Annotated in this window: 26 protein-coding genes; 15 read left to right on the top strand and 11 right to left on the bottom strand. The window is 63.2% G+C overall.

The genetic code is table 11. The annotated features are described in order from the left end of the window. Window positions 1–16: 16 nt before the first annotated feature. Together ASG03_RS11900 and ASG03_RS11895 are read right to left on the bottom strand one after the other, a co-directional pair. Window positions 17–937 carry a hypothetical protein gene (locus ASG03_RS11900; protein WP_062693714.1) on the bottom strand — a complete coding sequence of 307 codons (921 nt, stop codon included), beginning with the start codon at window positions 935–937 and terminating at the stop codon, window positions 17–19. A gap of 142 nt (window positions 938–1,079) precedes the next feature. Next, window positions 1,080–1,436, bottom strand: coding sequence for a hypothetical protein (locus ASG03_RS11895; protein WP_062693713.1), 357 nt, complete (start codon window positions 1,434–1,436; stop codon window positions 1,080–1,082). Between the two features lie 178 nt (window positions 1,437–1,614). Between ASG03_RS11895 and ASG03_RS11890 the strand changes: the two genes are divergently transcribed. Then, the gene (locus ASG03_RS11890; RefSeq protein ID WP_062693712.1) at window positions 1,615–1,836 is read left to right on the top strand and encodes a hypothetical protein; all 222 of its coding nucleotides are present in this window, start codon (window positions 1,615–1,617) and stop codon (window positions 1,834–1,836) included. 204 nt (window positions 1,837–2,040) lie between these two features. Here ASG03_RS11890 and recX read toward each other — a convergent pair whose 3' ends face one another. Together recX and ASG03_RS11880 are read right to left on the bottom strand one after the other, a co-directional pair. Further along, the gene (recX, locus tag ASG03_RS11885; protein ID WP_062693856.1) at window positions 2,041–2,595 is read right to left on the bottom strand and encodes a recombination regulator RecX; all 555 of its coding nucleotides are present in this window, start codon (window positions 2,593–2,595) and stop codon (window positions 2,041–2,043) included. 202 nt (window positions 2,596–2,797) lie between these two features. Next, a complete protein-coding gene (locus ASG03_RS11880; protein WP_062478487.1) occupies window positions 2,798–2,983 on the bottom strand; it encodes a DUF3008 family protein in 186 nt (61 codons plus the stop codon). Window positions 2,984–3,248: 265 nt separating this feature from the next. Here ASG03_RS11880 and ASG03_RS11875 point away from each other — a divergent pair, with 265 nt between their 5' ends. Further along, a complete protein-coding gene (locus tag ASG03_RS11875) occupies window positions 3,249–3,623 on the top strand; it encodes a hypothetical protein (RefSeq protein ID WP_062478882.1) in 375 nt (124 codons plus the stop codon). Between the two features lie 65 nt (window positions 3,624–3,688). On the opposite strand, the gene ASG03_RS11870 is transcribed toward ASG03_RS11875, so the two are convergent. The 4 genes from ASG03_RS11870 to ASG03_RS11855 form a co-directional block, all read right to left on the bottom strand. Beyond that, the gene (locus tag ASG03_RS11870; RefSeq protein ID WP_062478484.1) at window positions 3,689–3,985 is read right to left on the bottom strand and encodes a PRC-barrel domain-containing protein; all 297 of its coding nucleotides are present in this window, start codon (window positions 3,983–3,985) and stop codon (window positions 3,689–3,691) included. An 81-nt stretch (window positions 3,986–4,066) separates the two neighbouring features. Beyond that, window positions 4,067–4,363 (bottom strand): hypothetical protein, encoded by a 297-nt coding sequence (locus ASG03_RS11865; RefSeq protein ID WP_062693711.1) that lies wholly within the window; start codon window positions 4,361–4,363, stop codon window positions 4,067–4,069. Further along, window positions 4,360–5,253 carry a hypothetical protein gene (locus ASG03_RS11860; protein WP_062693710.1) on the bottom strand — a complete coding sequence of 298 codons (894 nt, stop codon included), beginning with the start codon at window positions 5,251–5,253 and terminating at the stop codon, window positions 4,360–4,362. The genes ASG03_RS11865 and ASG03_RS11860 overlap by 4 nt, the downstream gene beginning before the upstream one ends. Before the next feature lie 15 nt (window positions 5,254–5,268). After that, the gene (locus tag ASG03_RS11855; RefSeq protein ID WP_062693709.1) at window positions 5,269–5,979 is read right to left on the bottom strand and encodes a dihydrofolate reductase family protein; all 711 of its coding nucleotides are present in this window, start codon (window positions 5,977–5,979) and stop codon (window positions 5,269–5,271) included. A gap of 213 nt (window positions 5,980–6,192) precedes the next feature. On the opposite strand from ASG03_RS11855, the gene ASG03_RS11850 reads away from it, so the two are divergent. The 5 genes from ASG03_RS11850 (at window position 6,193) to gnd (ending at window position 10,777) form a co-directional block, all read left to right on the top strand. Beyond that, a complete protein-coding gene (locus tag ASG03_RS11850; protein ID WP_062693708.1) occupies window positions 6,193–6,783 on the top strand; it encodes a 3'-5' exonuclease in 591 nt (196 codons plus the stop codon). A gap of 88 nt (window positions 6,784–6,871) precedes the next feature. Continuing rightward, window positions 6,872–7,195 carry a hypothetical protein gene (locus ASG03_RS11845; protein WP_062693707.1) on the top strand — a complete coding sequence of 108 codons (324 nt, stop codon included), beginning with the start codon at window positions 6,872–6,874 and terminating at the stop codon, window positions 7,193–7,195. A 115-nt stretch (window positions 7,196–7,310) separates the two neighbouring features. Continuing rightward, window positions 7,311–7,670, top strand: a complete 360-nt coding sequence (locus tag ASG03_RS11840) for a hypothetical protein (protein ID WP_062693706.1) — start codon at window positions 7,311–7,313, stop codon at window positions 7,668–7,670. 143 nt (window positions 7,671–7,813) lie between these two features. Continuing rightward, window positions 7,814–9,637 (top strand): glycoside hydrolase family 15 protein, encoded by a 1,824-nt coding sequence (locus ASG03_RS11835; protein WP_062693705.1) that lies wholly within the window; start codon window positions 7,814–7,816, stop codon window positions 9,635–9,637. A 129-nt stretch (window positions 9,638–9,766) separates the two neighbouring features. After that, window positions 9,767–10,777 carry a phosphogluconate dehydrogenase (NAD(+)-dependent, decarboxylating) gene (gnd, locus tag ASG03_RS11830; protein WP_062693704.1) on the top strand — a complete coding sequence of 337 codons (1,011 nt, stop codon included), beginning with the start codon at window positions 9,767–9,769 and terminating at the stop codon, window positions 10,775–10,777. Between the two features lie 63 nt (window positions 10,778–10,840). Here gnd and ASG03_RS11825 read toward each other — a convergent pair whose 3' ends face one another. The 3 genes from ASG03_RS11825 to ASG03_RS21035 all read right to left on the bottom strand — a co-directional run bounded on the left by ASG03_RS11825 (window position 10,841) and on the right by ASG03_RS21035 (window position 14,302). Further along, a complete protein-coding gene (locus ASG03_RS11825; RefSeq protein WP_062693855.1) occupies window positions 10,841–12,148 on the bottom strand; it encodes an MFS transporter in 1,308 nt (435 codons plus the stop codon). Between the two features lie 148 nt (window positions 12,149–12,296). Continuing rightward, window positions 12,297–13,922 carry a GGDEF domain-containing protein gene (locus ASG03_RS11820; RefSeq protein WP_244475234.1) on the bottom strand — a complete coding sequence of 542 codons (1,626 nt, stop codon included), beginning with the start codon at window positions 13,920–13,922 and terminating at the stop codon, window positions 12,297–12,299. A gap of 203 nt (window positions 13,923–14,125) precedes the next feature. After that, window positions 14,126–14,302: a DUF2256 domain-containing protein gene (locus tag ASG03_RS21035; protein WP_082475715.1), complete on the bottom strand. Its 177-nt coding sequence runs from the start codon at window positions 14,300–14,302 to the stop codon at window positions 14,126–14,128. Between the two features lie 123 nt (window positions 14,303–14,425). On the opposite strand from ASG03_RS21035, the gene ASG03_RS11815 reads away from it, so the two are divergent. From ASG03_RS11815 to bcsA, 8 genes are all read left to right on the top strand, one after another. Next, the gene (locus ASG03_RS11815) at window positions 14,426–14,923 is read left to right on the top strand and encodes a metallophosphoesterase family protein (RefSeq protein ID WP_062478454.1); all 498 of its coding nucleotides are present in this window, start codon (window positions 14,426–14,428) and stop codon (window positions 14,921–14,923) included. 79 nt (window positions 14,924–15,002) lie between these two features. Then, window positions 15,003–15,914 carry a LysR substrate-binding domain-containing protein gene (locus ASG03_RS11810; RefSeq protein WP_062478451.1) on the top strand — a complete coding sequence of 304 codons (912 nt, stop codon included), beginning with the start codon at window positions 15,003–15,005 and terminating at the stop codon, window positions 15,912–15,914. A gap of 118 nt (window positions 15,915–16,032) precedes the next feature. Further along, entirely contained in the window at window positions 16,033–17,193 is a 1,161-nt protein-coding gene (locus ASG03_RS11805; RefSeq protein WP_062693702.1) for an ABC transporter substrate-binding protein, read from the top strand. 165 nt (window positions 17,194–17,358) lie between these two features. Continuing rightward, entirely contained in the window at window positions 17,359–18,357 is a 999-nt protein-coding gene (locus ASG03_RS11800; RefSeq protein WP_062693701.1) for an ABC transporter ATP-binding protein, read from the top strand. Between the two features lie 32 nt (window positions 18,358–18,389). Continuing rightward, the gene (locus ASG03_RS11795; RefSeq protein ID WP_156379880.1) at window positions 18,390–19,316 is read left to right on the top strand and encodes an ABC transporter permease; all 927 of its coding nucleotides are present in this window, start codon (window positions 18,390–18,392) and stop codon (window positions 19,314–19,316) included. Beyond that, the gene (locus ASG03_RS11790) at window positions 19,306–20,121 is read left to right on the top strand and encodes an ABC transporter permease (RefSeq protein ID WP_062693700.1); all 816 of its coding nucleotides are present in this window, start codon (window positions 19,306–19,308) and stop codon (window positions 20,119–20,121) included. Before ASG03_RS11795 ends, ASG03_RS11790 begins: the two co-directional genes overlap by 11 nt. 25 nt (window positions 20,122–20,146) lie before the next feature. Further along, on the top strand, window positions 20,147–21,574 hold the full coding sequence (locus ASG03_RS11785; RefSeq protein ID WP_062693699.1) for a gamma-aminobutyraldehyde dehydrogenase: 1,428 nt from the start codon (window positions 20,147–20,149) through the stop codon (window positions 21,572–21,574). A gap of 733 nt (window positions 21,575–22,307) precedes the next feature. Then, complete coding sequence (gene bcsA, locus ASG03_RS11780) at window positions 22,308–24,518, top strand: UDP-forming cellulose synthase catalytic subunit (protein WP_082475713.1); 2,211 nt, start codon at window positions 22,308–22,310, stop codon at window positions 24,516–24,518. Window positions 24,519–24,534 lie beyond the last annotated feature (16 nt).

Genomic DNA, 24,534 nt, shown 5'->3' with positions numbered 1-24,534 from the left:
GGCCGTGTTCGCAGCATCAGTCCGCGAGCCTGCCTGCCATCAGAAGATGGCGCACGTCTTCTCGCGTCTGATTGACCGCGCCCAAGCGCTTGATCAGCTGTGCCGGCCGGCTGCCGCGCAGCCCCGCAAGCGTCAGCTCGTCATCGCGGACATAGGTATAGACTCCGCTGACGGCAAACGGGCTTGCATGGGCAACGTCACCGCCGAGGCTCTCGCAGGCCGCCCGGAAGGCGTCGGAATGATAGACCGCGCGGCGCGCGAGCGGTGAGGCAAACGCAAGTTCGAGCATGGCCATCAGACGCCGCTCGGGCGGCACCGTATGGCCGACATTGGGTGCAGGCGGCGCCGGCTTCTGGTTGTCGTACATATCGGGCTGATGCAGGCGCACCTTGAGGACCGGCCCGCACGCGGCAAGGGCCTCGGCAAAGGCCGTCATGCGATCCGAAAAGCGTGCGGCGTCCGCGTGGCGGGCTCCGAAATGGACGTGGATTCGATCGGCATCGTCCTCCGCATTCGGCGACGCCTCGGGCAGGCGATCGACCAGCGTGCGCGACCCGTTCGGCAATGCATACGCGACCGTCGCCGCAAACATGTTCTGTTCGTCCGTAAACAGGATCGGGCAGGCCTCGTTGAAACGCGTCTGGGCAGCAGCATTGCGGAAGCCGATCTCGACGCCTCCATCCAGGTCGTAGTCCGGAAACCGTGCAATGTCCTTCATCGCCGGCCAGAGATGCGCGTCCTGGGTGCGGCTGAAATGCTGCTGGACATAGAATCCAAGCCCGGGGATACGCGCACACAGTGGCCCATGCACATCGCGCCAATAGGTGGCGAACAGGTCGTGCGGCACCTGCGGATGACGCAGAACGGTCGTATAGCTGTTGATCGCTATGCTTTTGTCGCGTGCCGAATAATCCATAAGGTCTGAGGCGTTCGGCATCACGGTCTCCATCGAAAGGGCAAAGGCGGCAGAGAAGTCCCATCGCAACGCATTGCGCCGGCATTCGTCGCTCTGTGCCCTCACGATCCCCACATAGGCCGGGAACGCCGAGAAAGAAGAGGCGATCGTTTGCGTCTGAGCGTCAGGACGCGGCGGAAAGATGGGCGATCCGGGGGCCGAGCGTGAACGACAAGCCGCGATCCGGGGCGAAAACCGGATCGTTGATTGCGTAAAGGCCGAGCACGCTCTTTCGGGTGAGCTTGCAGAGCACGCCGTCGTCATCGCGATGCGGCTCGTCGTCGGTCAAGACCACTTGCCGCTTCTGCAGAAGGACGACCAGAAATTCCCGGTCCTTCGGGTTGGCCACGTCATGCCACGGCGGCATGAACGGATCGGCGTAGATGCTGCCGCGAAGCCAGACCGTCGAGACCATCGGGATCAATGTGCCATCGACCCGGGCATAGCGACCGTCCACCTCGCCGCTGATGCGCATCAACATACCGATATCCTTCCGATGTGTTCCATTCGCCCCTTATGTCCTGACCGGAACGAATCGACAGGCCGCCGGTTACTGCAGTAGCCACCCGGTCCGGGCGTTCGGCGCACGATCTCATGGATCGTTGGCCAGGCGGACGCAAACCGGAACGACAGGCATTGCATGTTGAAAGGATCGCATCATGGACGACGAGACCACAACACCTTCCAAGAAGATTGCCGACGAATATCTCGCTCTGGGAGGACGCCGCAAGGCAAAGGTCGATGATAACATCGTCAGCACCCGGGCCTGGGAAGACGATGCCCCGGAGGCGGCGGCGTTCTGGAAGGAAAAGGTCGAGCCCCTGAACGACGACGAGCGCCGCGAGGTTGAACTCCACCTGCCTTCCATGTCGGATACCTGAAGGGCGGTCGCTGGGGCATGTCGTCCAGAGCGAATCTTCCCGATCGACATGGGAACAGAGCACGCCCCAACGCATTAAGCTGACAGACCATAGACGTGGCGCTGACATGGACTTCCCCGGCAGATGACCGGATAGCGATTGGTCAGCGCCACGCTTGGTTTGCTCCCCCGGTGATCTCCGACCGTTTCCGCTTCGCCGATCCGGTTAGAACGAAGCTTCGCCAAAGAGAATGGCCTCGGCCTCGTCTCGGTCCATGTGATAGACCCTTCGGCCAAGGTCGAGACTGAACCCGCCACGGGCAAAAGCGGACAGCTCCTTCATCTTGCGTCGTTCGTCCGGAGGTTCTTTCCGGAACGGGCCGAAAGCGCGCTTTCGCGCCAGAACGATCGCAGCCTTGAGGTCGTCCACCTCCGCAACGGCGGAGGTCGCCGTCTCGCGGTCGATGCCCTTGAGAACGAGTCTTTGTGAAATGGCTCGCCTTGAGCGACCGCTCTGCTGGCCGGATCGGGTGGCGACCTCGGCATAGGCGACGTCATCGAGAGCCTTGTTGTCGTATCCGAAAGCCACGGCGAACGCCGACAGGGCCACGACCTGCTCGTCGCTGATCCCTTCGAACTTCTCTCGCGCTTTTCGGGCGATGGCCTGGGACAACTGCTTTTTCGTGTGCATGCGCTTTCCCAGCCGGTAGGCTGCGGAGTTGCGCGCCCAGGACAGCATGCGCGGGGTCGGAACGGGAGAAGACGGAGGATCTTCATCCATGTCGTCGCGTTCGTCTTCGCCTTTGCGCACGTGATCGTCTCTCCTTGCCAACGGACATCCTGCCGAACGTCTCCACTGCGCAACCCTTGTCGAGTGCGCCGCTCAGACATCCAGCAGCGTTGCACGTCCATAAACCGGAAAGCCGTCCTTCTTGTCAAAGGACACAGAGGTCTCGCCAACGGGCTTCGCCTCTATTTACGTTTCAGGAGGACGCGTGGCTCGGTTTTCCCTTGCGCTTGGTCGACGCCATCTCCTCGAGTTCCTTTTCGCTCATGGACGACTCCATGCTCTTCGAAGCGCCTTTGAGGTCGCTCTTCTTCGTCTCGCCGCGCTTGGCGGAAAGTGCCGCGCCGGCGGCCTTCTGCTGGGATTGAGATTTGGCAGGCATTGCGTGCTCCCTGGGCTAAAAAACCCGAAACGCGAGCGCCAATGGCTTGTTCCCGGCATGTCGCAACGCAAATGGGAACACGTCTCTCAAGCGCTCCACCGGCAGCCGCCGACTGGTCGAGCGTGCGAGGAACGGATTTTCCCGCAGTCCTCCCTGTGTTATGGAGCGGCGAATGTTGGCGATCCCAAGCCTTGCGCGCGCCGGTGATCGTGACGTGCGAGCGAATGAAAACGGAAGGGCCGGCTTCGCGCTGGACAAAAGACGAATGGCAAAGATACCGGAAATGACGAAGCATCGCGGCTTTCCGGCGGGGCTGTCGGGCACGCAATGGCAATTCACGTTGCGCCGGGCGAATTCGAAGGTAACCGTTCTCGGGCAATGGCGGCGGCACCCCACCCTCGACAAGAGTGTCGGGCTTGCCGATACCGCCTTCGTGCACTCGCTCTGGCACTATTTCGGCACGGAACCGTTTGAGCGTGGAAACCTGGATGGCGAGCGGTTATCCCGCCTCTTCGGCCGCGAGATCCTGCCGGCCGAACGGGACTTCAACCCGGCGTCCTACCAGGCACTTCTCAAGCTGAACGAGCCGCTGGCCCGCAAGAATTTTCCCGAGGCTTTCGTCGATGTTCTCGACGTCTGACGGAACCTCAAACGCAGAAAAGCCTGGCGCGATGGCCAGGCTTTTGCCCTTCTAGGTACGACGGATCAATCGCGGTGCTCGGGCATGTCCTTGAGCTGATCCTTCGTCCAGGTGGTGACCGCATGGACGTCGCCATCTTCATCGCGCATGAACTCCAAATCGCTCAACGGAACGGCGACCGGCTTTGCCCCGATCCCGAGAAAGCCACCGACGTCGATGATGGCCTTGCCGGTCATTCCGCTGCCGTGCATATGGTCGAGCTTGCCGACCTTATGATCGTCGGCGCCATAGATGGTCGCGCCTTCGAGAATGGCCGGGGTCAGTTCCGTCGGGGAGAGGCGAACGTGATTGGTATGGTCCATGGGGCAGTCCTCCTGTGTTTCTGTTAAAGCGTTTGTTGTGAAAGCATAACCCTTTGCTAACAATCTTGTTCCGTTAGACAATCAGCATTTTACCGACGGCTTGAAGCCGATCACGAACGCGACCACCTTGGCCGATGACATTTCGCAGGGCTTGAGGAGCGTGCCGCCACGGCGGGTCCGATAGAGGTTGAAGCTGACGATATCCGTCTGTTTCAGCGCCCTTGCGAACAGCCACACACGCCGACCATCGGCCGACCGGCGAAGGGTTGCGTTCCAAGGCTCTCCGTCATAGCAGCCATCGAGATAGCCGCTCGGCAAGCATGCCAGAGCCTTTTCGAACGCGGCTGCAAAATCGCAGGCGGCATCGTCCTCTTTCATCGCTTGCGCACCGTATCGGTACTCTCGCGAGCGCGTGCGGCGCGGCGTGCCGGCCGCAGTTCCTCGATTGTCGGCAGCCACCAACAGCGCCGGGTCTCCGGAGCGGCCTTCGCCGGCCACGTCGAGAGGAGCTCATCGAGCATCGGCGCGCGCCAGAGACCCCAAACATCGTCCTGGGACGCGCCGGGATAGAAATCCGTCACGAGATCCGGATCGACGACTTCGCCAGTGATGTCCGTGAAAACGACGATCCCGTAGGAAATGGCGACGGGCATGCCAAGCGGTGGCAAGTCGTCGGCCGGCAGGGGATATCGGCGCTTGCGACGCTCGGCCGAGCGCATCTTCGACTTCAGCTCGTCCTCCGTGCCCTTGCGTTCCTCGGCCCGCCGAGCGCGCTCCGCCGGCTCACTCCGGCGCGCGGCCGCCTCGATGGCCGGCCAGCGGCTGCGAAGCTCCTCAAACGAGCGAAACGGGACATGCCAAAGACGCAGATCACCGTCCCATCTGGAAAAGCGGATGTCGCGCAGCTCCTCGACCACGGTCCTCGAGTAAGGCGTGCGGATCTGGAAGCCGGCGCGTCCGATGTCGAGATAGGGGCTGACAATCGGGTCGAAGTCGAACGCATCGCGCCCGCGCGCGTCGGCATGCGCATCCGCTTCCGCCTCCAGTTCCGCCAGCCATCGGCCTATCCGACGGGACGCCGTCTTCCCCGGGACCCACCACGCCTTGATATCATCGCGCCAGCGGGCTCGTGGAAAGCGATGTCGGAACTGGTCCACCGTCATGCGGTCATAGGGAAAGGAAACCACGCCGCCGGGCAGGTCGTCATCGACAGGTGCCGGTGATGTTTCGCTCTCTTCTGGCGCGGTTTGCTGCGGCTCGTCGATCATCGGGGATTACTCGTCCTATCCTTCAGCGCGCGGCGCCTTCACGGCGTAGCGGACATGGAGAGCGCCATGATCGAGGACGTCGCAGGACATCAGGGACAGCTCGACCTTGCCGGCAAGTCCGTCCTTGCCGAACACGATGACCCTGTCGCTGTCGACGCGAGCTTCCAGCGCCGGCGCAATGACGAGGCTGATCTCGTTTACCAGACCTGCTGCCAGCATCGAACCGTTCACGCTTGCCCCGCCTTCCAGCAGGATCCGGGTGATTCCGAGTTCCTTTTCCAGCAGAGCGAGCATTGCACCGAGATCCATCTCCCGCGTCTCCGAGACGACGTAGGAGACACCGTCGGCCGCGAGCTCGGCGAGATGCGACTCCGGAACGTCAGGACCAAGAAGCACCACGACATGATCGCCAAAGAGTTCGTCGCCGGCAAAATGCAGCTTGCCCCCCGGATCGAGCGCAATGGCAAAGGAGGAGGCGCCGGGTCGGGCGAAATGGTGCGGACGTTTTGCAGCGACAGCGCCGGTCGGCGGATGCGCCTTCGCCTTCGACATCTCCGCCATGGTTACCCGTCCGACCATCCAGGCCGTTGCGGCATGCTGGGCGTGGATCTTGTCGTAAAGCGCCGACCAGTCGGACCGCTCTCCGTCCGGGCTTCTCGTCCAGCGACTGGGGTGGAGGCTGCCGTCCGGTGAGGTGATCATCAGGCAAATGACATAGGGCTTCATCGCGCTCCGGTTCCTTTCGCTGGATTTGAAGCGCATAGATAGGGCTTGATCGAGCGCGCGGAAGAGCGGCCCGTCGCCTGCTGTCCCGGTCGGCTCGCTGCGACATGTGATGAGAGCTCGGAGCACGTCGAAGGCGCTCGCCCTACCCCTCCCCCTTTGCAAATCGCGCACCAACCCCTATGCGTGGCGCGAAACGGCAGACGGGTACCGGACGTGAAGACGATCGCCATCGATTTCGAAACCGCCAACGAGCAGCGCGGCAGCGCCTGCTCGGTCGGACTTGCCTGGATCGAGGATGGTCGGGTCGTTCGGGTCGAGGAACGACTGATCCGCCCGCTGGATATGCGCTTTTCCGCCTTCAACGTGGCCATCCACGGCATCCGGCCGGAGCATGTGGAGGACGCCGGCGCATTTCCCGAGGTGATGGACGAGTTTGCCGACGATATCCGGGGCGCGACGATGATCGCGCACAATGCCGCCTTCGACTTCAGCGTCTGGCGCGCTTGTCTGGATCTCTATCGGACGAGCTATCCCGACCTCTCCTATCTCTGCTCGGTCAAGATGGCGCAGAAGGTCTGGCCGCATCTCGGCTCCCACCGCCTGAACATCCTGGCAAGCCATCTGGGCCTGGCCTTCCGGCATCACAACGCCGCCGAGGACGCGGCGATTTGCGCGGAAGCATCGATCGCCATGGCCAGCGCGCTTGAGGTTGCCCATATCCGGGACGTGCCGCTGCGGATCGGCATGCAGGCCGGACGGCTTTTCGCCGGAGGTTATGACGCCTGTCGTTGCCGCAAGAACTGAGCAACATCGCCCATTCTATTCGGCAACGTCGTCCGGAAAGGTCAATCGCAACGCGGGAAGCGGGTTCAGGGACCCGGAAAGGATCAGGATGGAGAGCGTAAATGCATTGATCGTGGCGCTGGTGACGGCGTCGAACGATGCCGAAAGTCTGGAGCCTCAGGAAGCGCGTCGATTGATCGACACGGCTGTCCGGCACATCAAGGATCTCCAGCTGCAGCAAGGTATCGGCGACAACGACGCAGCCACGGCGTTGGAGCGCACCGCCGTCGACGCAGAGCGTCTGGCCCCGGACCAATTGCAGCGCGAGCTTCGCCATGCGGCCGACATGCTGCGGCATCTTCAGCCGACGGTCGAGCCCGAACCGGTCCTTCCGGCCCACCAGCCGGATGGTGGCGACGGTGGTAACTACTGACACGTCACCGCAGGTGCGCCAGGTGCGCCAGGTGCAAGCCGAGAAGCCCGTCCGGGGCTCGCCCCATGTTCTCTGCGGTTATCGTCCTGCAACAATCGAGGCGTAAGGGAAGACCATGACCGCGCAGCCTGTCTACGTCTCGATCACCGGCCTCCAGCTGAAAGGCTGGCGGCATCAGCCGCGGTTCTGGTGGCATGCCATCCGGTCGATGATGCAGGCGCGCAAGGCGCCCGGCAATCTTGCGGCGGACGCCCGCATCATCAAGGGCGTGCATCACACGCGAACGGTCTGGACCGACGAAGCTGCGATGCGCCGCTATCTGGTGGCCGGGGCGCATCTTCAGGCCATGAAGGCATTCGATTCGATTGCGACCGGCAAGACCCTCGGCTTCACGTCGGAGACGCTGCCTGATTGGGATGCGGTGCACCGGCTGTGGCAGACGGAGGGGCGACCGGTCGGGAGGTCTGAGGCGTAAGCCCCCGGACGCGGTTCGGGCACGCCGGACCGAAAGCCGCAGAGCCTGCACTCGACCATTCCGTGCCGATGGTTTAGCGCTGTCACGGCCCAGCCCGGCGGAAAGCTTGGCCGGACGCGCGTGGAATGGCCAAGGACACCCGAATGTCGACACGGATCGAGGACTACGCCCTTATCGGCGATTGCGAGACCGCCGCGCTCGTGGGGCGAGACGGCTCGATCGACTGGCTTTGCCTTCCCCGATTCGATTCGCAGGCCTGCCTGGCAGCTCTTCTCGGAGACGAGACAAATGGCCGATGGAAGATTGCGCCTAGCGGTGCGGTCATCGGTTCGCAGCGCGCCTACCGCGACGATACGCTGATTCTCGAAACGACCTTTAGAGCGGCATCCGGCGTCGCCGTCCTTCGCGATTTCATGCCGCTTCGCGATGGCGCGAGCAATATCATCCGTATCGTCGAAGGGCTCGAGGGCACGCTCGCCTTCGATTTCGAGTTCATGGCCCGCTTCGATTATGGGCAGACCGTGCCGTGGATGACGTTCGAAGAGGACGGTGTGGTCACGGCGATCGCCGGCCCGGACATGCTGATCCTTCATTCGGACGTTCCACTGACAGGCGATGACCGTCGTGTGACCTCCAGCTTCACTGTCCGGAAGGGGGAGCGGCTGACCTTTGTCCTCACGTCCTGCGCGTCCTACTTGCCACGTCCGAAACGGGTCGATCCGGAAACCGCTCTTCAGGAAACGGAGCGCTTCTGGCGCGAATTCACGGAACGGTGCCCCGATGTCGATGGCTGGACGCAACCTGTCAAGCGATCGCTGATCACGCTCAAAGCCCTCACCTACATGCCGACCGGCGGAATCGTCGCCGCCGTCACCACGTCGCTGCCGGAAAAACTGGGCGGAACGCGCAATTGGGACTACCGGTATTGCTGGCTGCGGGACGCCACGCTGACGCTCCTCGCACTGATGAAGCTCGGTTACTACGAGGAAGCCAGCGCCTGGCGGAGTTGGCTCCTTCGGGCCGTCGCCGGCGCGCCCCAGCAGATGCAGATCATGTACGGCGTCGCAGGAGAGCGCAATCTGCGGGAATGGGACGCCGACTGGCTTCCCGGATATGAGGGGTCCAAGCCGGTGCGGATCGGCAATGCGGCCTCCGAGCAGTTCCAGCTGGATGTCTACGGGGAGGTTGCGGATGCGCTGATGCAGGCTGCGAAGGGCGGCCTTCCGCCGCACCCGCGTGGCCAGGAGATCGGCGGTGTCCTCATGCCCTTTCTCGAGCGCGTCTGGCGAGATCCGGACGAGGGCATCTGGGAAGTGCGCGGCGCGCGGCAACATTTCACCTATTCGAAAGTCATGGCCTGGGTCGCCTTCGATCGCGTGGCGCTCATGGCCGACGAGATGGGCGATCAGGAAACCGCCCGCAGATGGCGGAAGGTGGCGGACGAGATCCATGCCGAGGTCTGCGCGAAAGCCTTCGACCCCACTCTCAACAGCTTCGTGCAGGCCTACGGGTCGACGGCACTCGATGCGAGCGTCCTGCAGATCGGCATGGTCGGTTTCCTGCCTCCCGATGATCCGCGCTATGTCGGGACCGTCGAGGCCATCGAGCGGCACCTCACCCACGACGGTTTCGTCCTTCGATACCGCACCAGCGATACCGACGACGGACTGCCGTCCGACGAAGGCGTCTTTCTCGCCTGCTCGTTCTGGCTCGCCGATGCGCTCAACCTCATCGGCCGGCGGGACGATGCGCGCACCTTGTTCGAGCGTCTGCTGGCGCTCACCAACGATGTCGGCCTTCTCTCCGAGGAATACGACCCGGTGGAGAAGCGGATGCTCGGCAACTTTCCGCAGGCTTTCAGCCATATCGGCATCATCAACACCGCCCTCAACCTCACGCGACACAAGGGACCGGCCGACGAGCGGTCCGACGCGTCCCCGGCTGCCACGCGCGACCGGGGTGCCTGACAGCATGGAGTATCCCTGGCCGGATGCGAGAGCGGGCCGGACCGGGAGGGGTGTTCACTTGCGCGGGAAACGGCCTACATAGGGCTTGCCGCCAGCAACCGGCGACAGAAGCAAGAAGGTTTCAAACCAATGCAGATCGGAATGATGGGACTGGGCAGGATGGGCGCCAACATGGTGCGCCGCCTGCTGCGCGGGGGCCATGAATGCGTCGTCTATGACATCAACCCGGCAAGCGTCGCAGCGCTCGTTGCCGAAGGCGCCATCGGGGCCGCCTCGGTCGAAGAGCTGGTGTCAAAGCTCGCCAAGCCGGCCGCGGTGTGGCTGATGCTGCCGGCGGCAATCACGGACGAGAACCTCGAGCGCGTCGCCACCCATATGGTGCCCGGCGACATCATCATCGACGGCGGCAACTCGTTCTATCATGACGACGTCGATCGCGCGGAGCGCCTGTCGGTCCGTTCGCTCAACTATGTCGATGTCGGGACGAGCGGGGGCGTCTGGGGCCTCGATCGCGGCTACTGCCTGATGATCGGTGGACCGGACGACGCCGTCCGGCATCTCGATCCGATCTTTTCGACACTCTCGCCCGGCGGCGATGTCGATGCGAGCGAGGTCAGCGAAAACATGAAGACCGCGGATCGCGGCTACCTTCATTGCGGCCCGAGCGGTTCCGGCCATTTCGTCAAGATGGTCCATAACGGCATCGAGTACGGCATGATGGCAGCCTATGCGGAAGGGATGAACCTTCTAAAATCCGCCAATGCCGGCAAGGCCGACCGCGCGGCAGATGCGGAAACAAGCCCTTTGCAGCAGCCGAAATATTACCAGTTCGACCTCGACCTCGCGGCGATTGCCGAAGTCTGGCGTCACGGAAGCGTCGTCAGCTCCTGGCTGCTCGACCTGACGGCCGGCGCGTTGAAGGCGGATCCCGATCTCGCCGGCTTCAGCGGCCGGGTGTCGGATTCCGGCGAGGGGCGCTGGACGGTCAAGGCGGCGATCGACACGGGTGTTCCGGTGCCGGTGCTCTCGTCTGCGCTCTACCAGCGGTTCACCTCGCAGGGCGAAGCCGAATTCGGCGACAAGCTGCTCTCCGCCATGCGCTTTGCCTTCGGCGGCCACCACGAGAAGCCGAAAAGCTGATTGTTACGGCACCATGCCGGGGCGGGCAGATCATGACCGGCCCGCCCCGGCCTTCATACACCGTCAGCCGAGCGACGCCTGCCGGGTCTCCGCGTCGATCAGACGGGCGGCAAACGCTGCGCAGACGAGAAGCGCGGCAAACAGGCCGACGGCGACCCCGACCCCGAACGTCACCACCACCGTCATCAGGGTCGGAGCAACCAGACCGCCGAGCCGCGCCACGGCGCCTGCCGCCCCCATGCCGGTCGCGCGCGATGCCGTGGGATACAGTTCCGGCGTGAAGGCATACAGGGCGCCCCATGTTCCCAGCAGCGCAAAGCTCATGACAAGCAGTGAGGCACCGATCAGCAGATCGTCGGGAGACAGAACGAAGAGCAGGCATCCGAGGGCCGACAGAAGGCAGAAGCCGATCAGCGTCGGGCGTCTGCCCCAGCGCTCCACGCCGAAGGCGGCGAGCGCATAGCCGGGGATCTGCGCCAAGGCGACAAACACCAGGAAACCGTAGCCGCGCACGAAGCCGAAGCCTTCGCTGGCAAGCCGCGCCGGCATCCAGGTGAAGATGCCGTAATAGGAGACGGAGACGAGGAACCAGACGGCGAGAATGAGCAGGCTGCGACGGCGCAGTTCGGGCGAAAACACGCCTCCGGACACCGTCGTGGGCGCGGCCACCAGACGCTCGTCTGCGGACAGGATCGGCTTTCCATGCAGGGCCAGCATGCGGTTGACGATGGCCTTGGCTTCCTCGCCATGTCCCGCGCGCAGAAGATAGAACGGCGACTCCGGAACGAAAAGCCGCAGGCCCACGCCGATGATGGCCGGGAGCGCCGTTACCGCGAAGATGTAGCGCCACGCCTCGGCCACGCCGGCAAGGCTCGCAGCCCAGGCGGCAAGGGCGATCAGCAGCGTGCCCAAGGCCCAGAATCCCTCCAGCATGACGAGCCAGCGACCCCGGTTTTTCGCCGGCAGGAATTCCGCCATCATGGCGTAGTCGACGGGAAGGGTTCCACCGACAGCAACGCCCGTCAGGAAGCGCAAGACGAGCAGGCTCGTGAAATCCGGCGCGAAGATGGAAAGCGTCCCGAAGACGGCGTCGCAGGCAACGGTCAGCAGAAGCACGCGCCGACGGCCCCAGCGGTCCGCGAGACGGCCGAAAACGACGGCGCCGATCAGCATGCCGAGGAAGAACAGGGTTCCCGTCTGCAACGCCTGCGGCACGGTCAGTTGAAAGGTGGCGGCGATCGACGCTGCGGTGAAGCCGACCGCCAGCACCTGCATGGCGTCGGCAGTCCAGACGAGGCCGAACACGCCGAGCAGCCTGCGCTGAAACCGTCCTGTTCCAGCTCGATCCAAGGCTTCGTCCATCGTCACCATATCGTCATTCCTGCTGTGTCGTGCCTGAACCCGGGCCAAGGCCCCCGGCGGCACCAAATCGTTGAAGGAGACTGTATAGACGCGGGGGCGGCCGAGATAGTCCGGCTGCATGGCGTGTCCACATCGGGTGCCCGCCCACGTTCGAACGTCAGTGGTCGGACGATCCACCGGTCCGCGCGGTGGCCATGACCCTGTTCCGGCCGGCCTGCTTGGCACGGTAGAGGTTACGGTCGGCGATCTCGAGAATCTCGTGCGAGACGCCGCCCTCCGACGATAGGGCGACCCCGATGCTGACGGTGACCGAAAGTCCGGCTGCAACCGACGACCAGTCATGGCGGGCGATCGTCAGGCGGATGCGTTCGCACGCCTTCCTGGCCTGCGCGAGCGTCACGCCGGCCATCAGCACGACGAATTCCTCGCCGCCGAAGCGAACGGCAAGATCGGGCGACCGCAACGTGCCCTTGATCAAGGCGCCGAGCGCAATCAGTACCCGATCGCCGACGAGGTGGGAAAACTGGTCGTTGATCGCCTTGAAGTGATCGACGTCGAGCACGGCCAGCATGTAGCCCTCGCCGGACGCGTCAATCGCGTCCATCGCGGCCTCTAGCCGCCGGCGGTTGCCGAGGCCGGTCAGAGGATCCGTGTTTGCCGCCTCGGTCAGCATGGTCGTTTGCTGTTGCAGCACTGCGAATGATCGGGCGATCTCGGCGGCCCGACCTGCCTCCGTGTCGAGCAGCATGCGCAACTTCTTCGTCTCGTAGCGGATATCGGCGAGCCGCGCGTTGCGCTGGGTCCGTTCGGCCGTAAACTGCTGATGGAGACTGTGATAGCGTTTGTGGAAATCGAGCGCCGGCTCGAAGGCGCCGAGATGCTCGTGCGCCCTGGACAGGTAGAGGCAGGCGAACATCAGCGTTTCGACATTGCCGCTCCGCGTGGCAAGCAGATGCGCGCGCTGAAGGGGCACCAGCGCCTCCTCGGGCCGCCGCAGCGAGATCAGCGTCCGGCCGAGAATATCGAGGTACTGCCCCTCGCCGCGCATATCGTCTTCGTTCGCAATGCCGCGATAGTGGGCCAGAAACTGTTCGGCGCTGACGAAGTCTTCGGCCGCATTGTAATACTCGGCAAGATTGGCAAGGCAGAGACGCTCCGCCCATGCATCGTCGAGCGCACGGGCAAGGCCAACCGCCCGCCGGGTCACCTCGATCGCCGATGCGATGGCCGTTTCGAACCCCGCTCGGTCTCCGCTTTCCTGCGCCATGTAGGCGGCTTCCGCCTGCGATCCCCCAAGATTGATGAGCCACCAGCACTCGAAATTCCGGTCGGCGGCTGCGCGTGCCAGCGCCACCGCCCGGCCGCAATAATCGATGGCCAAAGGCGGCTGACGGGACATCCAGAAAATCACGCCCGTGACGTTGATCGCGAGCGACCGCGATCGCAGATCTCCGCACTGGTCGGCAAGATCCAGCGCCTCCGCCGCCAGCGCGACGGCCTCTTCCAGTTGGCCGAGCTCCATGTGCAGCCACGCCTGAATGCTGAGGGCCTGAGCTTCACAGGCAGGCTCGGCGAGGTGACGCCAGATGACGACAGCCTCGTTGGCGTAGTCCAACCCCATCTCGGATTTGCCAAGCTGGAAGCAGTACCAGGCGATATCCTGTGCGCTGCGAGCCCGCACATGTGAATCGTCGGGGTGCCCCGATGCCTGATGGACAGCCAATGCCACCTCGAGCGCCAGGGTCGACCGTCCCGAGCATCCCATCTGCCACGCCTCGTCCAAGGTCTCCCTCGTCGGAGCCTTCGCATCCGGAGCGACGTCAGATCGCTTGCTCTCGGCAGACATCACGCTGTGGATCCGGTCCTGTCTCGACATTGGCTGCAGGGATCGTCAGCTTGGCGACAAAACCTAAAGATGCCGCTAATACGAACGCAGGATTGCAAAGGGTCGGCGTCGGCGAACGTAAGTATTCTCGATCTGAGCCGTCAGCGGTCGGGAGCGGCCGTCGCAGCCTTGCGCCGCAACGCGCCTTTGCAGCGTTCCGAGCACGTCTTGACGTTGTCCCAATCGCGCGCCCACTTTTTCCGCCAGGCGAACGGCCGTCCGCAAGCAGCGCAGATCTTCTGCGGCAGATGGGCTTTCGTGTAGCGTGGTTCCTTCATGGGTCGAAAGCTGTGGCATGAAGAGCGAACGTCAAGCGGCCCTTCCGTCGTGGACCTTTATGCTGTCGGGAACGCCCGGCGTGCGAGGCTTGATCTCGGCCGGGTCGGCGCCAGATTCCCCCGATGATCTACTTTACCAGCGACACGCATTTTGGCGACCCGCGCGTGCTGCGCATCGACCGCCGGCCTTTCTCGACCATGGCGGACCACGATGCCGCGCTGATCGCGACCTGGAATTCTGTCGTGGGAGACGACGACGAGGTCTGGCACCTGGGCGACGTCATCGCGAAAGGAGGCGACTGCGAGCAGCTGCTCGCCGCGCTGAACGGCCGCAAGCATCTGGTCATCGGCAACAATGATCCGGATACCACGATATCCGCCAAGGGCTGGTCGAGCGTCCAGAGCTACGCTGAAATGATCCTCGATGGTCATCATCTCGTGCTCTGCCACTATGCGTTTCGCACCTGGAACAAGATGGGCAAGAAGTCGATCGATCTCCACGGCCATTCGCACGGGCGCCTGAAGCCCATGCCCCGGCAATTCGACGTCGGCGTGGACGCGCGCGCGCTCCGACCCGTCACGCTGACAGACCTCCTGGCGAAACAAGCGCCCGTGCCCTGAGGTCGGCCGTCCACGCCGATATACCTGCTCCGATCTTACCGGGCTTGCCATTCCGCGATGACATCCCGATAAACACGAGATGGCCTTCACGCTCCGACAGCTTCAGTTCTTCGTCGCCGTTGCCGAACAGGGTTCCGTCACCCGGGCGGCCCAAAACCTGTCGATCTCGCAATCCTCCATCACGGAGGCCATCAAGGAGCTGGAGAGCGACCTTGGCGTTGCCCTCTTCGACCGGCATCCGCGCGGCCTGCACGTGACCCATAACGGCCACCAGTTTCTGCGCCACGCCACGAAGATTCTCGCCGGGGTCCAGGATGCTCGCCGCAGCTTCAGTCAGGTTCCCGAGATCGCGAGCGGAAAGCTCAATCTGGGCGTGACGTCGCTGGTGGCGGGCTACGTGCTGTCGGACCTTCTGGCGCGCTATCGACGGGCCTTTCCGGCGGTCGACGTCAGTGCCATCGAGGACAATGGATCCTATCTCGAACATCTTCTGGTCGGCGGCGAACTCGACGTTGCCGTCATGGTCATCTCCAACCTGCGCGACCGCATGGCGCTTCAGGCCGAGATCATCGAGACCTCACCCTACAGGCTTTGGCTGCCGCTCGGCCATCGGCTCGTTTCCGCCGATATCATCTCCATCTCCGATGTCGCGCAGGAACCGCTGATTATGCTCACCGTCGACGAAATTGAGGAAAACACGGGCAAGCTGCTCACCGCCCTCGGTGCGCGGCCGCACGTCGCATTCCGCACACGCTCGGTCGAAGCCGTGCGCAGTCTCGTCGCCACCGGCGCGGGCATTGCCCTTCTGCCCGACCTCGTCTACCGCCCCTGGTCGCTCGAAGGAGACCGGATCGAAAGCCGGGACGTTTCCGGCGCCCTGCCTGTCGTGCAGGTCGGCATGGTCTGGCGAAAAGGCTCCAGCCTCCCGCAGTCGGCACGCGATTTCATCGGGATTGTCGAAACACTGCGCAGTGCTCGCGGACGCGGCTAGGTTTCGGAAAAACCGATACCGATTATCTGTTTAATAAATTTGCGAATGCGGCAGAAGCGCGGCACCTTTCGCTCCGGGAACACATGCGCCGAAGATCGGCCGAACCGGGAGACCACAGATGATCAACATCCTGAAGTCCTGCACCACCCTCGCCGTCACCCTCGCCTTCGCCACATCCGCCCTTGCACAAGAACCCTTGAAAGCGCTCGGCGCCGGGGAAGGCGAATTGTCGATTGTCGCCTGGGCCGGGTACATTGAGCGTGGCGAGACGGACAAGGCTTACGACTGGGTGACGGATTTCGAGAAATCGAGCGGCTGCAAGGTGTCCGTGAAGACCGCCGCGACGTCCGACGAGATGGTCGCGCTCATGAATGAAGGCGGCTTCGACCTTGTCACGGCATCGGGCGACGCGTCGCTGCGGCTTGTCGCCGGCAAGCGCGTACAGCCGATCAACACGGATCTGATCCCGAGCTGGAAGACGCTGGACGCGCGCATGCAGGATGCCCCCTGGTTCACCGTCAAGGGCGTTCACTACGGCACGCCCTATGTCTGGGGGCCGAACGTGCTCATGTACAACACGGATGCTTTCAAGGGTGAGGCGCCGAAGAGCTGGAAGGTGGTCTTCGAGGAAATGACCTTGCCGGACGGCAAGTCCAACAAGGGCCGCGTACAGGCCTATGACGGGCCGATCCATGTGGCGGATGCCGCCAATTACCTGATGGCGCACAAGCCGGAACTCGGCATCAAGGATCCCTACGAACTGAACGAGGAGCAGTACAAGGCGGCTCTCGATATCCTGCGCGTCCAGCGCACGCTGGTCGGTCGATACTGGCACGATGCAATGATCCAGATCGACGATTTCAAGAATGAAGGCGTCGTCGCCTCCGGCTCGTGGCCGTTCCAGGTCAACCTGCTGACGGCCGAGAAGCAGCCGATCGCCGCCGTATTCCCCGAAGAGGGCACGACCGGCTGGGCCGACACGACCATGCTTTCGTCCGAAAGCGCCCATCCGAACTGCGCCTATATGTGGATGGAGCACTCGCTCTCGCCAAAGGTCCAGGGCGATGTTTCCGCTTGGTTCGGTGCGAACCCCTCGGTCGGAGCCGCCTGCAAGGGCAATGCCCTGCTGACGGACGAAGGCTGCAAGACGAATGGCTACGACAACTTCGACAAGGTGAAGTTCTGGAAGACGCCGGTCGCCAAATGCGCCAGCCAGAGCGAGTGCGTGCCCTATCATCGCTGGGTTTCCGACTATATCGGCGTTATCGGCGGCCGATAGGTCGCGCGCGCGCCGCCTCACCCGCGGCAACTCTCTGGCCCACCTCACCTCCCGCCGGGGGAGGTGAGACGCGCGGCGGCAGCGTGATGCGACGCGACGGCCGGTGATCCTCCGCATGATTGTCTTGTCTTGTCTTGTCTTCTCTTGGCTTCAACAGGATTTCCCATGAACGCCATCCTCTTTGAAAACGTCTCACGCCATTTCGGCAATGTCCGCGCCGTCGATGGCGTCGATCTGGCCGTGGCGGAAGGCGAGTTCTTCGCGATGCTCGGCCCATCCGGATCCGGAAAGACGACGTGCCTGCGGCTTGTTGCCGGTTTCGAGCAACCCACCGCGGGGCACATCGAGATCTTTGGCGAGACAGCGGAAGGCCTGCCGCCCTACCGGCGCAACGTCAACACGGTGTTCCAGGACTACGCGCTCTTCCCGCATCTCTCGATCCTCGACAACGTCGCCTACGGACTGATGGTCAAAGGCGTCGGCAGGATCGAGCGACGCCGGGCGGCGGAAGAGGCTTTGGCGATGGTCGCCCTGCCCGGCTACGGCGCGCGCAAGCCGGGCCAGCTGTCGGGCGGCCAGCGCCAGCGCGTGGCGCTCGCGCGTGCGCTGGTCAACCGACCGCGCGTGCTCCTGCTCGACGAACCCCTGGGCGCGCTCGATCTCAAGCTGCGCGAACAGATGCAGGAGGAATTGAAAAGCCTCCAGAAGGCGCTCGGCCTCACCTTCATCTTCGTGACCCATGACCAAGGCGAAGCGCTGGCGATGGCCGACCGGGTGGCCGTGTTCCACGAAGGCAAGGTGCGTCAAGTAGGAACCCCGGAAGACATCTATCGTCGACCGAAGACGCGTTTTGTCGCCGATTTCGTCGGTTCTTCCAATGTGCTGTCGCGCGTTCAGTGCCAGCGGCTGGGCGTCGACGCCCCGGCCGCCAGTTTGCGACCGGAGTCGATCGTGATCGGGCGACCGACCGACGGACAGCTCGGCCTGACGGGCATTCCGATCGCCACCAGCTTTCTCGGCCCGGTCAACCGCGTGACGCTCGATTGCGGTGGTGAGCGCATCGTGGCTTTGCTCGCAGGCGGCGCGCCGATCCCGGCCATGGGCGAGACCGTGACCCTCGCCTTCGGCAGACACGATCTGCATGTGATGGAGGACGCCGGATGATCATGGCGTCAGAGGGCCAGAGGACACGCTTGATGGCGACGCCGGGTCCACGCGATCGCGGCAGCCTGTCGGATATGCTCTGGCGGAACCCGAAACTCTTTCTCGCCCTGCTTCTCTGCCTTCCGCTCCTCTGGCTGGGCGTGGTCTATCTCGGTTCGCTCGCGGTCTTTCTCGCCCAGAGCTTTTTCGCGATCGACGATTTCTCTGGGCTCGTCACCTATGAGCCCACGCTTGCCACCTACCGGCAGCTCTTCTCGGACGCCAATTTCGACATCATCCTGCGCACCGTGACGATGGCAGCCAGCGTGACGGTGGCGTCGATCGTGATCGCCTTTCCCGTCGCCTTCTATGCCGCACGGTATGCCAAGGGCGTTTGGAAGGCGGTGTTCTACCTCGGGGTCATGCTGCCCCTCTGGTCGAGCTATCTCGTGAAGATCTACGCGTGGAAGCTGATCCTTGCGAAAGAGGGCATCCTTACCTGGCTGTTTGCCAAGCTGCACCTGCTCTGGCTCCTCGAAGCCTGGCTCTCGATCCCCATCATCGGCGGAAACTCGCTGTCGGTGAGCTACACCGGCACCTTCCTCGTCTTCGTCTATGTCTGGCTGCCCTTCATGATCCTGCCGATACAGGCGTCCCTCGAGCGCGTGTCGGGCAGCCTCGTGGAAGCCTCGGCCGATCTCGGCGCCCGCCCCGGCCAGACCTTTCGCCACGTGCTGCTGCCGCTCGCCCTGCCAGGCATCGTTGCAGGCTCGATCTTCACCTTCTCGCTGACACTCGGAGACTACATCATTCCTCAGATCATCGGCTCCTCCCGGCTCTTCATCGGCCAGGCGGTCTATGCGCAGCAGGGCACGGCAGGCAATCTGCCGCTTGCGGCGGCCTTCACGGTCGTGCCGATCGTCATCATGGGCGTCTACCTCTGGGCGGCCCGCCGCATGGGAGCTTTCGATGCGCTCTGACCGTCTCGATCGGGCCCCGCTGCCCCTGAAGATCTCCGCCTGCCTCGGCCTCCTTTTCCTGCACCTGCCGATCCTGCTCATCTTTCTCTACGCCTTCACCACGGAAGAAAAGAGCTATCGCTTTCCGCCGCCGGGGCTGACGCTCGAATGGTTTGCCGTCACCTGGAACCGGCCGGATGTGTGGGCGGCGCTGACGCTGTCGGTGAAAGTGGCGAGCCTCGCCACCGCCATCGCGCTGGTCCTCGGCACGCTGTGCGCGGCCGCGGTCTCCCGCGCGGCCTTTTTCGGCCGCGAAGCCGTGTCGCTGCTCGTCATCCTGCCGATCGCCCTGCCCGGCATCATCACCGGCATCGCGTTGCGGTCGGCGTTCTCGATGGCGGATATACCGTTTTCCTTCTTAACCATCGTGCTCGGCCACGCCACCTTCTGCATTGTCGTCGTCTACAACAATGCGGTAGCGCGCTTCCGCCGCCTGTCGGGCTCCCTCGTGGAAGCGTCGATGGACCTCGGCGCGGATGGCTTCCAGACGTTTCGCTACGTCGTTCTGCCGAACATTGCGACGGCGCTCCTCGCCGGCGGCATGCTGGCCTTCGCACTGTCTTTCGACGAGGTGATCGTCACCACGTTCACAGCCGGTCAGCAATCGACGTTGCCGATCTGGATGCTGGAAGAGCTGATCCGTCCGCGGCAGCGACCCGTGACCAACGTGGTCGCCATGGTCGTGGTGCTTGTGACGCTCCTGCCGATCCTCGCTGCCTATTTTCTCACCCGCGATGGCGACCAGATCGCCGGCGCGGGCAAATGACCGGAACCTGAACAGGAGATCGACCATGGATACGGACCTTTTGATCGGCGCACGCTTCGAGCCCGGCACCGAGGTGGAAGAGCAGATTCTGAACCCGAAGACCGGTAGCCGGATCCTGTCGCTCGCGGAGGCGTCACACGCGCAGATCGACGCTGCCGTCGACGCCGCCGAGCGCGCGTTCGTCACATGGTCGCGCACGACACCCGCCGAGCGATCGGCCTACCTGCTGCGCATCGCGGATGCGATCGAACGGGATGCCGACGGCTTTGCGAGCCTTGAGGCTTTGAACTGCGGCAAGCCGCTCCATGCCGTGCGCAACGATGAAATCCCCGCGATCGTCGATTGCTGGCGGTTCTTTGCGGGCGCCATCCGGATGCTGAATGGCCCTGTCGCCGGAGAGTATCTGCCGGGCCACACCTCGATGATCCGGCGTGATGCCATCGGCATCGTCGGCTCCATCGCGCCCTGGAACTACCCTCTGATGATGATGGCCTGGAAGCTTGCCCCGGCACTTGCGGGCGGCAACACCGTCGTCTTCAAGCCGTCCGAACAGACGCCGCTGACGGCGCTGAAGATGGCGCGGCTTCTCGCCGACATCCTGCCGGGGGGCGTCGTCAACATCATTCTCGGCCGCGGAGACACTGTCGGCAATGCGCTGATCAATCACCCGAAGATCGCGATGGTGTCGATTACTGGCGATATTGCGACCGGCAAGAAGGTGCTGACCGCAGCTGCAAAGACGGTCAAGAGAACGCATCTGGAACTTGGCGGCAAGGCGCCCGTGATCGTCTACGACGACGCGGATCTCGACGCCGTCGTCGCCGGCATCCGGACCTTCGGCTTCTACAATGCCGGGCAGGACTGCACCGCCGCCTGCCGCATCTACGCGCAGGACGGGATCTACGAGAAGCTGGTCGCCGATCTCACCTCTGCCGTTTCCAGCATCGTCTTCGGTTCTGAGAACGATGCGGAGAACGAGATCGGCCCGCTGATCTCCGCCCGCCAGCGCGACCGCGTCTCGAGCTTCGTCGAGCGTACCAACGAGGCGCGCCACATGGAGGTGACGACAGGCGGCGCGCGCGGGCCGGGCGATGGGTTCTTCTTCCAGCCGACGGTCATTGCCGGTGCCCGTCAGGACGACGAGATCGTCCGTCGGGAGGTCTTCGGCCCGGTCGTCTCGATCACCCGGTTTACGGACTCTGAGGAAGCCGTGCGCTGGGCCAACGACAGCGATTACGGCCTCGCCTCGTCCGTCTGGTCGAAGGATATCTCGCGTGCGATGCAGGCAGCGGGTCGCCTGCAATATGGTTGCACCTGGATCAACACACATTTCGCGCTCGTCAACGAGATGCCGCATGGTGGCTTGAAGCAGTCCGGTTACGGCAAGGATCTTTCCGTGTATGCGCTGGAAGACTACACCGCCGTGCGCCACATCATGATCGCCCACGGCTGACAACCGTAAGACGCAGCCTCCCGGTGGGGCTGAACGGAATGCGCGACCGGGCGGAGCGCCGACCGGCTGTGCTCCGCTGCGCCTCTGAACGCGCCGCCAGTCCTGTTTGCCTGGCCTCGTGACGGAGGCTGCGCACTGCTGTACCCCACCGCCGGCGGGCGTTGCCCGCCCGCAGGTCTCCCGGTTGCGCGCCGGGATGGTCGCGCATGGCGTGCGATCAAGCATTTAACATGCAAGGACGTGGTGCTGCCAATCCGCCGATCGGACCCGTCGCCGGGGCCGCACGGCCGAGAACCACTGGCCCCTGCTTTTGCCGGCCCTTCGCACGATCAGCGGTTGTTTCTCCCCAAGACCCGTTCAGGTCACCCCATCGATCTTCCCCGAACAGCCGGCAAGGCCGGCCCGTTTGCGAGCGGTCCGTGCGGGCTCGTGCGAGCTCCTGGCGGACCGCGCGGAACCCTCGGTTCCGACCGCCAAAAGCGCGGATTTTAACCAATCTTGTTTACCGCACTCTAACATTCAAGTTCCCGCATAACGCGTACTCATCATAAATAATCAATCTGAGGGACACGCTTAGAGCCAGTTCCGGTCGATAATTATGGTAAATGCATAATTAATAAGCGCAGCGCCTACCAAATAACACCGCACCTCGTATTCGAGTCAAATTTTAAATATTGACCCGATTTTGGTCTTAAATTAATTACCAAATTGTAAACCAGAGGATGTTATTGTCATGCGTATATTATCTCTCTTCATTTGGATCACGTCCGCGGCGGCAATATTTGCATTTGTATTGCAGCCGGTTGGCCCCGATGTACAATTGCTCGTTTCTGCTCTTACGATCGCGTTTCTCTTCGTTATTACACGCTTCAACAGATCAGGTCCGCTGCGTTACATTGCGCTGGCAACCGCGAGCATCATCGTCTTGCGCTACGCTTACTGGCGCACCACGAGCACGCTTCCGCCAATCGACGATCTCCTGTCGTTCATTCCGGGAATTCTGCTTTACGTCGCCGAGATGTTCTGCATTTTCATGTTCTTCATCAGCGTGTTCGTTGTCGCCGATCCGGTCGAACGCCCCCGTGCTCGTCAGCTTTCCGATGACGAACTGCCGACTGTCGATGTGTTCGTACCGTCTTACAACGAGAGCGCCGAAATCCTTTCGTTGACGCTTGCTGCGGCTGCCGGCATGGACTACCCGTCCGACAAGTTCACGGTGTACCTGCTCGACGATGGCGGCACCGACCAGAAGCGCAACAGCCCCGATCCGGATATCGCCCAGGCAGCCATCGACCGCGGTAACGCGCTGCGTACGCTCTGCCTCGATCTCGGTGTCCACTACCTGACACGCGCCCAGAACGTGCATGCCAAGGCCGGCAACCTCAATGCCGGGATGGAACGCACCTCCGGTGACCTCATTGCGGTCTTCGACGCCGACCATGCCCCCGAGCGCGCCTTCCTGCGCGAAACCGTCGGTCATTTCAGCGACGATCCGGATCTCTTCCTGGTCCAGACACCGCACTTCTTCGCCAACCCGGATCCGGTCGAGCGCAATCTCGGCACCTACAAGCACATGCCCGCCGAGAACGAGATGTTCTACACCATGATCCAGAAGGGCCTGGATCGCTGGAATGCCTCCTTCTTCTGCGGCTCGGCAGCGGTTCTCCGTCGCGAAGCCCTGGACGAGGTTGGCGGCTTCTCCGGCATCACGATCACCGAGGACTGCGAAACCGCGCTCGAGCTGCATTCCCGCGGCTGGAACAGCGTCTACGTCGACAAGCCCCTCATCACCGGTCTCCAGCCCGAAACCTTCGCCAGCTTCATCGGACAGCGTTCGCGCTGGTGCCGCGGCATGATCCAGATCCTTCTCCTGAAGAACCCTCTCTTCAAGCAGGGCCTGACACTTCCCCAGCGCCTCAGCTACATGTCCAGCTGCTTCTTCTGGCTGTTCCCCTTCGTGCGCACGACGTTCCTCGTCGCGCCCATCCTGTTCATTCTCTTCAACCTGAAGATCTTCAACGCATCGGCCGAAGACTTCCTGGCCTATACCGTCACCTACCTCATCGCGTCCGAGATCCTGCGCAACTATCTCTATGGCAAGATGCGCTGGCCCTGGATTTCCGAACTCTACGAATACGTCCAGTCGGTCTTCCTGGTCCGGGCTATCGTCAGCGTCTTCCTCAACCCGCGCAAGCCGACGTTCAACGTCACCGACAAAGGCGTCTCGCTGACACAGCGCCAGCTTTCCAACCTCGCCTGGCCCTTCTTCGCCATCTTCGCCGGCCTCGGAATGGTTCTGTCCTATGCCATCTACCGCTATCAGACGGAGCCGGCCCTCGGTGACCTCATCGTCATCACCGGCGCGTGGAACCTGCTCAACCTGATCATCGCCGGCGCAGCCCTCGGCATCGTCACCGAACAGCCGAACGACGCCGACGGCATCAGCCTTCCCTCGGCACGGGCAGCCGAACTGGAAGTGGGTCATCAGACGGTGCCTGTCACCATTCGTCAGATCTCCTCGGAAAAGGCGATCGTCGAACTGAAGAAGAACGCGACGACACCGCTGCGCGCCGGGGAGTACGGCCGTCTGCTGCTCATCGATCCCCCTGCCAACGTCATCCTGCCTTCGGTTCCCGTCTTCATCGGCAAGCCCTCCGGCAGCGATCACCGCAGCTTTGTGGTCGAACTCGACGCCGAGGCCTGCCATTTCCCGGCGATCGCCAGCCTGATGCTTGCCGATCTCGACCTTCCCCGCGCTCTGCGTGACGGTCGTCAGAACCGCCGGTCCTATCCGGTCGCCCTGCTGACGCTCATTCGCTGGGCCATCTTCAGCCCGTTCCTCGCCATCACGGCCGGTCTTTCGTCCAAGTCGACCGCCGAGAGAACAAGTCGCCGCCGCCGTCAGCTCGTCGAAAAGCCGCAACCCGTCGTCGAAGCCGCGTGACCGGAAAGCCAGAGGA

The sequence above is a fragment of the Rhizobium sp. Leaf341 genome (assembly GCF_001424325.1).
GTDB lineage: Bacteria > Pseudomonadota > Alphaproteobacteria > Rhizobiales > Rhizobiaceae > Ferranicluibacter.
The sequence above is the reverse complement of the archived record's forward strand: the minus strand, read 5'-3'. Positions and strand labels throughout refer to the sequence as shown.